The following is an 11,631-nucleotide window of genomic DNA, read 5'->3' on the forward strand; positions in this document are numbered from 1 at the left end:
GCAGCGCGCATCAAGACACTAACGCACGATGGCCCGCACATACGCCTGACAGGCGCGCAAGGCGATCACGGCGTTATCCGCGTCGTCGGTGATGGCGATAATTCGCTGAGCATGCGCCGGGTCAAGTCGGGCTCGCGGGGCTGCATGAACCACGCCGCCGGCGGCGGTGGCGGCAGGCATTGCGCAACCACTGGCGCTGTCGCTGGCGTCGAGAAGGACTGACAACCGCACATCAGCAGTGGCCAGGCGATCGCGCAGAGCGGCCTGATGACGTTGTGCATCGCTCAACTCCCGAGCATGTTGTTGGTCGATGGCGCTGAGTTGTTGCTCAAGCGCCAGCCGTTTGTCCTGCTGCACCTGTTGCTGGCGCAAAGCTACCTGGCTTTGCTGGCTGAGCGCCTGCGCCTGGGCCGCCGATTGCGCCTCAAGCTGCGCGCCATAACGCCAGGCTTGCACCTGCCACACGAGCGCGCTCAACAGGCACACGCCGATCAGGCGCCAGGCTGCTAGGAAACGCATAGCACCGCCTTCGCACGCGTCCACAAGCGCAAACGCTCCTCCAGGCCGTTGAGCCCGCCGTTGATACGCCGGGTGATGGTGGTGAACTGGTCGTTGTCCGCCAGTTCATTCAGGCCATTGCTGTGCCAGAACCAGGCGGCGGATTCGGCGGCCCATTGCGGCTGTTCCAACAGTTCCGGTTGCAGCAGCAGGCGCTCATCGCCAAACAGCGCTTGGCTGCAGATTAAATAGTTACGACGCCCGGTAACCTGAATCAGCCCCCGGCCCCGATACTTCTGGCCGTCGCCATCCGCGTCGGCGGTGTTACCCAGGCGAACGGCCAGGGGGCCGGTGTCGTATTTGCTCAGGTATTGATCGCTGCCCAGTTCGCGGACGTAGCGCAATTCGCCGGATTCATGGCCGATCTGGGCGAGGCAGGCGGCGAGGCGTTTCGGATTGTCGATCGCGTAGCGAGCGAATGCCACATTTAACGGGGATAGAAAAATGCCCGCGCTGAGGCGAGCGCCCGGCATGATGTAAAGAAGCTGGGGCAGTGTTATCAGCATGGTGCCTACTCCGTAAAAGGTACTACGCCGACAACCCGCCGGCCGTGACCGAACTGCGATAGCCCGTCACCGGGTCGCCGACATGCGTCACCTTGGTGATCGACCAGCGCCCCTGCATGTAGGAAGGCCAGGTGTCATCCAGCAGCAACAGCCCTTCGGCCGATAACAGCGGGTTCCCCGGACAATCGATCTGCAGCTTGAGGTCTTCACGACCCACGCGGCGCAATTCACCCTCAGCCACCGCCCGCGCCTCGGCTTCGTTCTGGCAGCGCTGGCGCAAGGTCTTGAAGGGCGCAACCCCGACCTGAACCACCCGCTGCTTGCCCCCGGCGGCATCCCACCAGGTGACGCGGCTGCCCTGGTATTTGGCGCGCGAGGTTTCGTCGAGCTTGGCGGTGATGAATGCTTGATCGCCGGGGCGATTGTCCTCGGTAACCGACAGTGTCACGTCCGGCAGTTGCTGGCCGGAGAGTGACTTGACCTGCCCGGCCTCGGCGAGCACGTACAGTTCGTTGATCGGTTTGGTGACGGCGCCATAACGTTTGGCAAGGCGGGTGATGAACGCCATGTCGCTTTCATTGGATTGGTCGATGTGGGCAATCGCAATGCCCTCCAGCGCCGGTGCCACCCGCGGCGAATAGCCGTGGCGGCTGACCAGCTGGCGAAACAGCGCGCCCAGGGTGATCGGTCCATAACTGGCGGATCGACGCTGGCGGTAACCACTGGCATCGCCCGCGCTGAAGGGCGCCGCGGTGGCGACGATCATCAAGCGCATGGGAAACAGCACCGGCGTGCGCTGGGTAATGACAAATTCGCCTTTTTCCACCAAGCCGGACTCTTGATAACCGACACGCAAACCGATCTTGCCACTCAGACTGGGCAGGCCCTCCAGGCCCTCGATGTTGAGCGTCAGTTCAAGGCGGTCGGACTCAAGGCCCGCCGCGTCGGTATGGCTCCAGTGCATCAGACGTTGATTGAGCAGCGCCGCGTTGGCGCCATAGAACTCCACAATGGGCGTAAATCCCTGAGCCATGTAGCCTCCTTCTTAATCCCACGCCGAAACGAGGCGCAACGCCGCCGGCCGCGAAGCCATTTCGGGTACGATCACCCACACGCCAGCCGGCAGCACCGGGCCGTATTCAGCAAGCGTGGGGTTCAAGCGCCAGAGGGTTTCTTCCGCGGCGTCATCGCAACGCCCCAGCTCGCGGTAGAGCAGCAGGTTGACCGAATCACCGGCAATACTTCGCACTCTACGCATTGATGAATTCCTCCAATTCAAGGCTCCAGGTCATGAGCATGGCGGTACCGTCATCGATCACGTTGCTTTGGGTTTCCATCACCGAATTGATCCGCCACAGGCCCCAGTTGCGGCCGATGCCATCCACCAGAGGCAGCGGCACGCGTTGATTTTGCAGGGCGCGCAACTCGTCCAGGCGTTGCATGCCCACGCCGTACATCGCCGTGCCGCTGAAGGTGAGTTTTTCCAGCTTCTGGCCGTTCTGCCGCGACTGCGGTTTGCTCGCGATAATCGCCAGGTCAGCCCAGCCGCCGTCGCTGTTACGGGTCAGCGAGGAATAGGCAAACCCACGGGCGAGCCCAAAAATAAAATCGCCCAGCACCATCTGTTGTCGCATCAATCACCTCCTGGATCGGCCAGTGCCGCATTGCGCCGAACCCCGAGGGTGTCGGAGAGCATCGGCAGGCATTGGAATTGCAGAGCCTGGATCACCTGATTGACCACCTGCTGGGCATCGGCGGGGTTGACGCCGGTGATCTGGATGCTGGGGGCCAGGGTGACTTGCACATTGTCCGTGCATGCGCTGTTGAGTTCCTTGCTGACGGCATTGGGTGCGGGCAGGCGGTCAGCGGGGCTGAACAGTTTGTCCCCAAGCCAAGCGCCCGCTTCACTGCCGAGCAAGCCGCCGATTGCGCCGCCTACAGCCGTGCCGATGCCAGGCAAAACCAGGGTGCCAATGGCCGCGCCGGCAGAGGCGCCGGCCCAGGCACCACCGGCCGTAGACAGGCCGGTGGTGACTGCTTTTGCGTCGCCATCGCGTATACCCTGGATCACATTGATGGCGGTGTCGGCATACTTCAACGGGCCGAGGCCACGGGGGACGGGCAACTCCCGCCACCGCGTCGACTTGGCGGTTTTTTTCGCGGAAGTCTTTTTCCCGCCAGAACGCTCATAGCCAGGCGGCAAGATGATGCTCGGGGTAACGGCGCCACGAAGAGACTCGCCGCTGCAGCAGCAGTCCTTGTCCTTGTCTTTGTCTTTGTCTTTGTCTTTGTCTTTGTCGTCTTTAAGCCACTTGCCGGCTTTGGGAAACTTTTGCGCCAGTGCATCGATGGCCTTGCCCGAGACCCTGCTCTTGGCCGTATCCCACAAACTCGAGCCCACATCCTTGGCAATGGTCTTCGCCGCATCGGCCCCGAACTGCAGGCTTTTGTCGACCCAGGAGTCGGCGGCCGACGGCGGCTCCTTGGCTTGACTGTTCTGCGCCTGCGAGACGGTCTCGACCGTCCTGAGCGCCAGTGAATCACTGGTAATGAATAATGTGCTGTTGAGCGTTTCCAACGTCTCGCGCAACCGCACTTGCTCAAGGGTCAAGGCGTTGATATCCAGGCTCACCGTGACCAGCGCCAGGCCGAGTTCCGACGATGGCTGCGGTTCGGCATCCAGGCTGGAAGGCCCGACAAAACTATCAGGAAGGGGGGTCAGCACACTGTTGAGTGTCGCCTCGTTGGACAGGGCCGCAAAGGTCATCCAGCGCTTGTCTTCTTCGGCGAGTCTGATCTCGTATTGAGTCTCTTGCATCCCGCTCTACTCCTGTTTGACGCCAAGGCGAGTGATCGCGATGTCGTAGCGGCGCAGTGCTTTTCCGGCGTCCCAGTCGAGGATTTCCGCTTCATTGACCGAGTAAATCAGCGGCACCACGTCGAGGATCACTTCGATGTCGCGCTCCGAAAGAAGTCCGCCGGTTTGTTTAAAAAATCATCGATGCGCTCCTGCAATTCCGTCCAGTCAGGCACGGTCAGGCCGGCCAGATCGGGGATCATCAGGCCAGTGCAGTGGGCGGTGATGAACTCGGCGCGCTCTTTGTTGGTGGCGAGTTTTTTCATCACTTTGGTCGCGCGCAGGGCGGGCATTTCCAGGGGCAGCTCGGTCCAGGTGCGGCCGGCCGCGTCGAGGGGCAACAGCAAGTGGACGGGCTGGTCGTGGGTCGCAGCTTCGGGCGCTTGCAGGAAGAATGACGCCGGGCGCGTCGACATCTCATGTACGTATTGGGCGATGCTCACGTAGTCCGGGCGCTTGAGTTGGTCGAGCTCTTTTTCCGACAGGCCGGTGGCGAGTTTCGCCAGTTCGAAGAACTGGTCGTCCTCGTCATCACCGGCCCGGGCCAGCGCGTCTTTTTGCGCAGCGTAGTACAGCGGTTTGAGTTGCACCTGCTCGATCGTCGCGCCGGTGTCGGCGGTGATCGGGGCCAGCAGGAGGTGCAGCGGTGGCATCCAGGCCATGGGGCAATTCCTTGGTCAAGTATGGGGGCGAGTGAGCCCGCCCCCGGGGGGTTACGGCATCAACACCGCGCGGCGGGCGTCGCCCAGAATGTCGACGCCGTTGAGGACGAACTTCTGGGTACGCACGTCGATGTCGATCACCGAAATGCCGTTTTCCAGGCGGTTATAGGTGCGGCAGGACAACTCCAACGTGGTGGTGGCCTTCTCGCCCATCTTCAGCTTTGCCTCCTCCAGGGATTTGAGCTTGCCGCCCACGGTGTGGTAGGTGAAGTAGGTCTTGCCGTCCTGGTCCTGGCCGGCTTCACGCACGTTCAGCAGAATGTCGTCCCCCATCCGCACGCCCAGGGCCAGCATGATTTCCGGGCCGGCGCCTTGCAGGATCAGCTTGGCGTTGAGCACTTTGCCGCTCTTGGCCATTTCCTCGGCAATGAAGCGCCCGCCGGACATGGACTCCATGTCGAACTCGATCTTCGGCGGGGTGAACTCTTCCACGGTCGCGGACAGCGGCAGGCCTTGGAGGGTGGCCGCAATGGCCTGTCTGACTCGGTTGGTAAACATTAGAGAACGTCCTCCAGGAACTGCTCGATGATTTCATCGCGGGCGTTGAGTTGATAAATCATGTGTTCATTGGGCGCATAGCGGCCGTAGTCGATGACGATGAACCAGGTGCCGTTCTTGTACTTCTCGACACTGTTCAACTCCGGGTGCAGGTACACACTGCCGCCGGGGATGGTTTCGTCGGCGACCAGGGTTTGCAGCCAATCGTTGATGCGCTTGACCTCCTGGTCCATGAAGGACTTGGTGAGGTTCTTGGCCATGGCCTTCTGGCCGGCCTTGACCAGCTTGCGGCTGATGGCGTCTTCCAGGCCGACGTAGCTGATGAACTTGCCGGTGATGGAGCGGTTACCCAGCAGCGAAAAACCGCCGAGGATGGTGCGGGCGTAGTAGCTCACGCCGTAGCGGTTGAGCAGGTCGCCTTCGGTGGACGTGTCGAGAATGTTGTACTCGACCACGCGGGAAACGTCCTCGGCGGAGGTCACCTGATTACCCGGGCTTTCCCACTGCTTGACCTTGGCCAGTGCAGCGATGGCCAGGGACGACGGCGAAAGAAACACATTCTTCTTCGCGGCCTTGGAGTACACCGACGGCATGTTGTGTACCAGCAGGCAGCGGTCGAAACCGAGATCGGCACCGCCCAGTTCGCCGCTGTAGGTCACCTGATCGGCAACAGAGGCGTCCTTGCCATCCAGCACCACACGGGCCTTGATGCGCTTGCCGAAGGCGGCGAACTCGCTCGCCACGGCCTTGGTGCCGGTGAAGCCTGGGGCGCCGATGATGGTCAGGTCTTCCGGCACACTGCTCAGGGCCGCCAGGCCAAGTTTGCGCCCGGTGACCGGTTCGTTACCGCCGATCACATGGTTGATCGTGTCAGCCGGGGTGGCGCCCTCCTCCACGATCACCACGTAGACCGGTACCTTGACCACTTTGAGGATCTGGTACACCGCCTGAAACAGCGTGCCCGCCTCACTGCCGGTAGGGTCCAGCAGCGCCTGGGTGGTGAAGCTGTTGATGCGGAACGGGGCGTTTTTCGGGATCGACGCGTGGGCATTCGGCGCGGTGCCGACCAGGCCGATGACGTTGTCGCCAAGGCCGCCCATGGCCTCGGGGGACTCAGTTGCGTTCACAGTGATGCCGTTGTGCTCGAAGTTCAAAACCTCAGCCATGATTATTCAGCCTTCTTGGGGGTGGTATTGAGGACGCTGGTCAGTTCCAAGCGGCCGGCGGTGCGCAGGGCGGATGCTTCGACGTCCAGCAGTTCCAGTTCCTGGCCGGCGGTGGACCAATGGCCGGCGCCGGTGGGGAATGGGATTAGGACGGTGTAGGTTTGGCGAGTGGGCATATGTAGGATTTCCATGCACAAAAAAGCCGCTCATGGCGGCGGGGGATTCAGGTCGGGAAAGAAAACGCCCCGACAGTGTGGGGCGTTTATTTGGTTTGTTCGGCAACCCAGAGCGGCGCTACTGGCCGACGCTCGTTATCCGGGAATTCCGGCGACTGTGGCCAGTTGCGTAGAGATTGCACGAACAGCAGCAATTCAGAAAACTGCTCATCCTTCAGCGTTGTTTCAACACCGATTTCAAGTTGATCACCATGACGCTCACGCAGCCATTTAACACTTTCAATTTCAGTGTCTCGCCACATGCGCTCTGCAGCTTGAAGATCGATCTCAACGACCGGGACATCAATCAAATAAGGCTGCCCCGCGTCATCGTGCGTCCGAACTTTGCCTCGCTCTGGATTTGCAATAACTCGTAGAAAAACCTCATCCGAAACTTCTACTGCATCATCCGGAATATTCTCGCCATGTATCGCAGGCAGATACGTGCAGCCTGTCGACCGACTATAGAAACGCATAAAACCTCCTTATCTGCCAAAAGCAAACCAGCGCGCAACGACGGTGGCCGTAGATGTAACTTGTTTATCGCACGTCAAGGACATGCCTTTTTTTGTGACTTGGTATACATAAGACCCGATGACTGAGCTCAAAATGTCGCTCTCAACAGTCCAGTCGGCGTAGAGCACAGAATTTGGGAACTCAATGGGAAATGAGATGGGCAGCAAGCTATCGCCAGATGTCTGATATTCAACGGCCCCCCATTGAATAACCATCCCGCCCAGCCAACTGGGCAAAACGAAATAGCCAATTGGGGTAAAACTTGCGGCAAAACCCAGACGCAGCTTTTTCGGTGTAACCACTACCAGATCATTTGCGCTATCGAGCATTTGCGCGGCGGTGGCGACCTTTGCCGTGCCTTGATTGATCTCGGTTGCCTGAGCAGCCATTGCCGCCAGAGCCGCAATATCAATGTTCCCCTGATTGATCGTCGCGCTCCAGGCTTTGACACACCAAATCACCGCCAAATTTCGTGGCCTTGAAGTGCCTACCATCCAAGTAGCGTCGCCCGGAACTACAGGGGGTGTATCCGCCGTCAATACGACCTTCACACCGGGCCAAGCACCTATCGTAGAGGAATCCAACCCGTAATCAGCGGCACCTTGCGACGCTGTGGGCGCATGCGAAGTAACCCCTTGCCCGCTGGAGGGAAGATCAGCGACCACTAACGATCCCCGCTGATTACTTCCTAGCGAACGTGAGGGGTCAACTCCTCGACCGTGATCCCATCCTCGGAGAAACTCGCCACGCGACTCCGGCAGCCGAAAATTCCCAGCCCCTTCATCTCCCTTGTTGAAAGCCCCTGCAAGGAGTTTTGCCAAATCAGGGTAAGCTGCAGCACTCTTAACACTACCGTCAAGCTCCAGAAAGCCCGGCGGGATCTTGTCGACAGGGAAAGCCAGCATGGATCCCACAGGCAACGTCGAAGCCTTGGCAATCATTGCCTCAACGTCAGCCTTGGAATACGTCCCTTTGGCCAGCTGTTCACTGAGGTAATCCATCACCCAAGCCCGAGTAGCCTTTACCACCGAGTCATCAATCAACAACGTCACAATCGAGGCATTACTCGTTTCGAAAATCGAGCGAATATAAAATTCTTTCCCAGACCCCGACGTCGCCAACACCGGCTTGTATGACTCCGGATATTTAACGATCGCATACAAGATCCCGGTATCCGTCCACAGCCCGGCCTCTCGCACATACCACCCGCCAACATCCGAAGGGATGGTGACTTCGGCCATCAGCCAGTTGGAGTTTTTTTCATCTTGAAACAAGGCGTTCAAAGGCCCACGCCAGACTTCGCGTTTCAGCGCCTTGGCGCTGGCATCAGGGCTATATACCGCGCCGTTGCCGTCGCCGACGGATATCTGCGCTAGCTTGATCGGTGCGCCGGCGGCCTTGCAGGCGGTTTCGTAGGCGATTCCCGCGTTGGTGAGCAGGGTGTAATAGTCAGCCATTTAGTGCTCCTGTGGGTAAAGGGTGGTGGTTTCGACGGTGTAGAGACCGGCCGCCCTAAAGGTGCGCCCTGAGACCTCGATCCCTGCCAACACGTTGGGGTAAATCGTGGTGAGTTCGCCGCATAGCGTGGCGGCGCCGATGCTGTGGCGGCCGGAGGCGCTCAAACCCAATGAGATCGACAAGATGTCGCGCTCGCTTTTGGCATCGGCCAGGCGGAGGTCGAGTCGAGCGTCGATGGTTTCGCTATAGGGCAATTCGGTCCAGGCCCTGACGGCGAAGCTGTAGGGCGCGCCCAGTGGATTCAGTTCGTACCAGGCCCACACTTCGGGGCTGAGTTGCAGGCCCTTGGTGGCGTTTTCCAGAGCCTGCCGGGTGCCGGCGTGGCGGGCCGTGGGCCACGCGAGTTTGATGGTCAGGCGCTTCTCGGCCTCCGGAGCGGTTGTGCTCCATTCGTTCACCGCGCGGTCCGCCGCTAGGTAGGGCAAGAACGCCGCTGGCGTGCGATCCGGGTCCATCAGTTGGGGAAACGGCGGCATGATCCGCTCGAGCAACCTGCCAAACCCCAGGTCCAACGCTTTTTCCAGCGGTGAGCTATTGGCGGGCAACAGACTCGATTTGGGCTCACTCATAGCGTGCGTACCTCCACCTCGACACCCGTGCAATACGGCGCCTGGAACGCCGAGCAGACAATCGGTGCCAGCGGTTCGAGGATTTGCAGCTGCGCCGCTCCGGCGCTGTGGATGGCGTAGTCGATCCAGCTCGGGTCGACGCGCCCTTCCAGGCGGTGACAGGATTCGGCGTAGGTTTGCAGCAAGCGTTGCGCGGCCACTTGGGTCAGGCCCGAGTCCGGGCCGGCGTTGATCTTGGCCACCACGCGAATCTTGTAGCGTTGGATCTGCGCACTTTGGACAGTGACGAGATCAGTTTCCGGCCGTACATCGGGGCGTGCGAAATGTCTGCGCACGCCGTCAAGCAAATCGGCGGAAGCGCTTCCATCGCCGTCCCTGGACAGCACCGTCACCATCACCTCACCGGGGGCGGTGCGTCGGCCGCTGCCATCCTTGACCTGAGCTGCGTAGCCATCCGGGTCGAAGGTATAGGTGACCGTGACCACACCCGGTGTCGCGCTTTCTACGTTAACCGCAGGTCGTTCGCCGAGGGTGAACACCTCGCGGCGATACTGCATGCGAGAACCCGCCGCCGGCGCGTGGGGCGCCAAGTAATAGCGCAAGCGTGCGTCGTCGTCGCTTTCCAATGTCGGCGGCACCGGCGGGAAGGCCGCCGGGTCGCCGGGGTCCAGCACCTGGCGCTCCAGGCCCATATCGGCCAGGCGTGCGTCGAGGTTACTGCCGGTGGCCCACCACGCCAGCATCTGCTTGATGCGTGCGTTGTACTGGCGTTCGTGGGTTTGCAGACGCACGCAAAACGCTTCCAGGGCCAGACTCAGCAGTTCGCTTTCGTTATCGAGGCTGACCTTGAGTTTGGCGGCACTTTGTGGCGCTCGGGCGGCGACGTAGTCGATGACGAACGCCTTGAATTGCGCCAGCAACGGCTCGAACGCGTCGACGGCAATGATGGCCGGCTCCGCCAGTTGGTTCTGGCCAGGGATCAGCATGCTCATGTCACGACCTCGAAGGATTGTTGGCGGTTTTTCCACGTGCCGGCAAACCGCAGCAACAGACCGGCGCCCTGGCGACTGGCGACGATGACCTGGGGTTGAAAGTCGGCGATGCCGTTCTCGACGTTGTAGAACGCTTTGGCGGCGTGGCTTTGGGCGAGGATCAAGAGGTCGTCGCCGAGGTTCTGCCCGAGCAGTTGGGGGATCAGCGAGCCGTACAACGGGCGCTTCTGGCGAGTGCCCACGGGGGTGGTCAGCGCTCGGGTGGCACGCTGTACGAATTGCAGCCAGTCATCGACCGCTGCCCCGGTATTCCTATCGATTCCGATCATGGCAAATCCTTATGCGGTGCTGATCACGCGGCCTTGGTGATCCACCAGCGGGCCGCTCAAATGCACGCCGCCGGCATCCAGCAGCACACCGACGGCGCCGAGTTGCAAGGTGATGTGCTTGGCGCTCATCTGCAGCGTGGCAGCGCCGACCTTCGCCTCGACCTGTTCGCGGGAACCGCTGAACACGGTGGGCCCGTTGGTCCAGTTGAATGTGTGGCTGGCGTCGTCATAGTCACTTTGCGTCCCGTCCTGGTGGCGGCGCCGGGTCAACGATGCAACGCTGGAGACCGGCGGAAACAGGCTACTGTTGAGGCCGAAAAGCGCTACCGACTGCGCAGCGCCTTCCCCACCGCCATAGTTGAGCAACAAGCATTGCTCGCCCACTGACGGGATGCGCGTTTCGGTCTGCGCCCCCGCGCTGGGGTTGAAAAAACCAATTGCCGGGGTAAGCAAATCGCCGTGGCTGACGATGCAGGTATTGCTGGCGGCGTCGACCTGCTGGCATATGCCGATCCGACAAAAGCTTTCAGCGCGTCGGTACAGGTCTTCGAGCTGGGCCTCCATTTCCGCCAGGCGCTCGACGATCGGTCCCAGTTGCATGCGTAACAAAGCATCGAACATGGACTACTCCTGCAAAGGTCGGTATTGGTCAGGATCGTCGATATTCGAGACTTCCCACCTGCAGGCAAACAGCGGTTTTCCGGTGGGATCTTCGAGTATCGGCGGGCCGAGGTAGATGTTTTGGGTGAAGGACACTGTCCAACTGTCGTAGTCGGTTTCGGCACTGCCCTGTAGGCTCGGCGCCGCGACGATGGCGCTTGGCAGGTCACACTGGTCCGACGGCAGGCCCCAGCGATTATCGAGGGCCAAATCCATCAATTGACTGGCCAGGTCGCAGGCGTCGTAAGGCGCCGAACCACTGACAACCCTGGCCATGAGTGACACCGACAGTGCATGGGCCTTACGTCCTTCAAGGGATCGAACGCCGGGGCCGTTGCGTTCCACGGTAATCAGCACGCCGGTTTTATCCCCGGTGCCCTGGAAGTCCTGGTGGTTGCCCACACGCAATTGTGGGAAGGCGCCCTTGAGCGCTTCGCCAATTGCGATGGGCAGTTGGGAAGGTTTTTCGATAGATGTCATCAGTCGCGTCCTTGCAGCGGTTACTGCTGATCCGGGCGGGAGGGC

At 60.7% G+C, this 11,631-nt stretch carries 18 protein-coding genes; all 18 read right to left on the reverse strand.

The features are described from left to right. Positions 1–18: 18 nt before the first annotated feature. On the reverse strand, positions 19–519 hold the full coding sequence (locus AC07W0_RS11625; protein WP_102617355.1) for a lysis system i-spanin subunit Rz: 501 nt from the start codon (positions 517–519) through the stop codon (positions 19–21). Further along, positions 507–1,064, reverse strand: coding sequence for a glycoside hydrolase family 19 protein (locus tag AC07W0_RS11630; RefSeq protein WP_102617354.1), 558 nt, complete (start codon positions 1,062–1,064; stop codon positions 507–509). The genes AC07W0_RS11625 and AC07W0_RS11630 overlap by 13 nt, the downstream gene beginning before the upstream one ends. A gap of 22 nt (positions 1,065–1,086) precedes the next feature. Then, a complete protein-coding gene (locus tag AC07W0_RS11635; protein WP_046484909.1) occupies positions 1,087–2,097 on the reverse strand; it encodes a contractile injection system protein, VgrG/Pvc8 family in 1,011 nt (336 codons plus the stop codon). Positions 2,098–2,109: 12 nt separating this feature from the next. Then, the gene (locus tag AC07W0_RS11640) at positions 2,110–2,322 is read right to left on the reverse strand and encodes a tail protein X (protein ID WP_017844656.1); all 213 of its coding nucleotides are present in this window, start codon (positions 2,320–2,322) and stop codon (positions 2,110–2,112) included. After that, the gene (locus AC07W0_RS11645) at positions 2,315–2,698 is read right to left on the reverse strand and encodes a phage tail protein (RefSeq protein ID WP_102617353.1); all 384 of its coding nucleotides are present in this window, start codon (positions 2,696–2,698) and stop codon (positions 2,315–2,317) included. The genes AC07W0_RS11640 and AC07W0_RS11645 overlap by 8 nt, the downstream gene beginning before the upstream one ends. Then, on the reverse strand, positions 2,698–3,882 hold the full coding sequence (locus AC07W0_RS11650) for a glycine zipper domain-containing protein (protein WP_102617352.1): 1,185 nt from the start codon (positions 3,880–3,882) through the stop codon (positions 2,698–2,700). Before AC07W0_RS11650 ends, AC07W0_RS11645 begins: the two co-directional genes overlap by 1 nt. A gap of 6 nt (positions 3,883–3,888) precedes the next feature. After that, entirely contained in the window at positions 3,889–4,014 is a 126-nt protein-coding gene (locus AC07W0_RS11655) for a hypothetical protein (RefSeq protein WP_017844653.1), read from the reverse strand. After that, the gene (locus tag AC07W0_RS11660; RefSeq protein ID WP_046384528.1) at positions 4,011–4,583 is read right to left on the reverse strand and encodes a phage tail assembly protein; all 573 of its coding nucleotides are present in this window, start codon (positions 4,581–4,583) and stop codon (positions 4,011–4,013) included. The genes AC07W0_RS11655 and AC07W0_RS11660 overlap by 4 nt, the downstream gene beginning before the upstream one ends. Positions 4,584–4,634: 51 nt before the next feature. Further along, a complete protein-coding gene (locus tag AC07W0_RS11665) occupies positions 4,635–5,141 on the reverse strand; it encodes a phage major tail tube protein (protein WP_017844651.1) in 507 nt (168 codons plus the stop codon). Beyond that, complete coding sequence (locus tag AC07W0_RS11670) at positions 5,141–6,307, reverse strand: phage tail sheath protein (RefSeq protein ID WP_102617351.1); 1,167 nt, start codon at positions 6,305–6,307, stop codon at positions 5,141–5,143. The genes AC07W0_RS11665 and AC07W0_RS11670 overlap by 1 nt, the downstream gene beginning before the upstream one ends. A gap of 2 nt (positions 6,308–6,309) precedes the next feature. Beyond that, positions 6,310–6,483, reverse strand: coding sequence for a hypothetical protein (locus AC07W0_RS11675; RefSeq protein ID WP_017844649.1), 174 nt, complete (start codon positions 6,481–6,483; stop codon positions 6,310–6,312). A gap of 86 nt (positions 6,484–6,569) precedes the next feature. Next, a complete protein-coding gene (locus AC07W0_RS11680) occupies positions 6,570–6,998 on the reverse strand; it encodes a hypothetical protein (protein WP_017844648.1) in 429 nt (142 codons plus the stop codon). 9 nt (positions 6,999–7,007) lie between these two features. Further along, positions 7,008–8,495 (reverse strand): phage tail-collar fiber domain-containing protein, encoded by a 1,488-nt coding sequence (locus AC07W0_RS11685; protein ID WP_102617350.1) that lies wholly within the window; start codon positions 8,493–8,495, stop codon positions 7,008–7,010. Next, the gene (locus AC07W0_RS11690; RefSeq protein ID WP_102617349.1) at positions 8,496–9,125 is read right to left on the reverse strand and encodes a phage tail protein I; all 630 of its coding nucleotides are present in this window, start codon (positions 9,123–9,125) and stop codon (positions 8,496–8,498) included. It abuts the gene before it with no gap. After that, positions 9,122–10,117 carry a baseplate J/gp47 family protein gene (locus AC07W0_RS11695; protein WP_046384532.1) on the reverse strand — a complete coding sequence of 332 codons (996 nt, stop codon included), beginning with the start codon at positions 10,115–10,117 and terminating at the stop codon, positions 9,122–9,124. The genes AC07W0_RS11690 and AC07W0_RS11695 overlap by 4 nt, the downstream gene beginning before the upstream one ends. Then, complete coding sequence (locus AC07W0_RS11700; RefSeq protein ID WP_046484893.1) at positions 10,114–10,446, reverse strand: phage baseplate protein; 333 nt, start codon at positions 10,444–10,446, stop codon at positions 10,114–10,116. Before AC07W0_RS11700 ends, AC07W0_RS11695 begins: the two co-directional genes overlap by 4 nt. Before the next feature lie 9 nt (positions 10,447–10,455). Beyond that, complete coding sequence (locus AC07W0_RS11705; RefSeq protein ID WP_102617348.1) at positions 10,456–11,067, reverse strand: phage baseplate assembly protein V; 612 nt, start codon at positions 11,065–11,067, stop codon at positions 10,456–10,458. 3 nt (positions 11,068–11,070) lie between these two features. After that, positions 11,071–11,586 carry a hypothetical protein gene (locus AC07W0_RS11710; protein WP_102617347.1) on the reverse strand — a complete coding sequence of 172 codons (516 nt, stop codon included), beginning with the start codon at positions 11,584–11,586 and terminating at the stop codon, positions 11,071–11,073. Between the last annotated feature and the right edge of the window lie 45 nt (positions 11,587–11,631).

It is taken from the genome of Pseudomonas sp. GW704-F2 (genome assembly GCF_059423025.1).

What these genes read in the sequence shown, in the direction of transcription:
- AC07W0_RS11625 (WP_102617355.1), bottom strand. Translation starts at nt 519, where the DNA reads ATGCGTTTCCTAGCAGCCTGGCGCCTGATCGGCGTGTGCCTGTTGAGC.
- AC07W0_RS11630 (WP_102617354.1), bottom strand. Translation starts at nt 1,064, where the DNA reads ATGCTGATAACACTGCCCCAGCTTCTTTACATCATGCCGGGCGCTCGC.
- AC07W0_RS11635 (WP_046484909.1), bottom strand. Translation starts at nt 2,097, where the DNA reads ATGGCTCAGGGATTTACGCCCATTGTGGAGTTCTATGGCGCCAACGCG.
- AC07W0_RS11640 (WP_017844656.1), bottom strand. Translation starts at nt 2,322, where the DNA reads ATGCGTAGAGTGCGAAGTATTGCCGGTGATTCGGTCAACCTGCTGCTC.
- AC07W0_RS11645 (WP_102617353.1), bottom strand. Translation starts at nt 2,698, where the DNA reads ATGCGACAACAGATGGTGCTGGGCGATTTTATTTTTGGGCTCGCCCGT.
- AC07W0_RS11650 (WP_102617352.1), bottom strand. Translation starts at nt 3,882, where the DNA reads ATGCAAGAGACTCAATACGAGATCAGACTCGCCGAAGAAGACAAGCGC.
- AC07W0_RS11660 (WP_046384528.1), bottom strand. Translation starts at nt 4,583, where the DNA reads ATGGCCTGGATGCCACCGCTGCACCTCCTGCTGGCCCCGATCACCGCC.
- AC07W0_RS11665 (WP_017844651.1), bottom strand. Translation starts at nt 5,141, where the DNA reads ATGTTTACCAACCGAGTCAGACAGGCCATTGCGGCCACCCTCCAAGGC.
- AC07W0_RS11670 (WP_102617351.1), bottom strand. Translation starts at nt 6,307, where the DNA reads ATGGCTGAGGTTTTGAACTTCGAGCACAACGGCATCACTGTGAACGCA.
- AC07W0_RS11675 (WP_017844649.1), bottom strand. Translation starts at nt 6,483, where the DNA reads ATGCCCACTCGCCAAACCTACACCGTCCTAATCCCATTCCCCACCGGC.
- AC07W0_RS11680 (WP_017844648.1), bottom strand. Translation starts at nt 6,998, where the DNA reads ATGCGTTTCTATAGTCGGTCGACAGGCTGCACGTATCTGCCTGCGATA.
- AC07W0_RS11685 (WP_102617350.1), bottom strand. Translation starts at nt 8,495, where the DNA reads ATGGCTGACTATTACACCCTGCTCACCAACGCGGGAATCGCCTACGAA.
- AC07W0_RS11690 (WP_102617349.1), bottom strand. Translation starts at nt 9,125, where the DNA reads ATGAGTGAGCCCAAATCGAGTCTGTTGCCCGCCAATAGCTCACCGCTG.
- AC07W0_RS11695 (WP_046384532.1), bottom strand. Translation starts at nt 10,117, where the DNA reads ATGAGCATGCTGATCCCTGGCCAGAACCAACTGGCGGAGCCGGCCATC.
- AC07W0_RS11700 (WP_046484893.1), bottom strand. Translation starts at nt 10,446, where the DNA reads ATGATCGGAATCGATAGGAATACCGGGGCAGCGGTCGATGACTGGCTG.
- AC07W0_RS11705 (WP_102617348.1), bottom strand. Translation starts at nt 11,067, where the DNA reads ATGTTCGATGCTTTGTTACGCATGCAACTGGGACCGATCGTCGAGCGC.
- AC07W0_RS11710 (WP_102617347.1), bottom strand. Translation starts at nt 11,586, where the DNA reads ATGACATCTATCGAAAAACCTTCCCAACTGCCCATCGCAATTGGCGAA.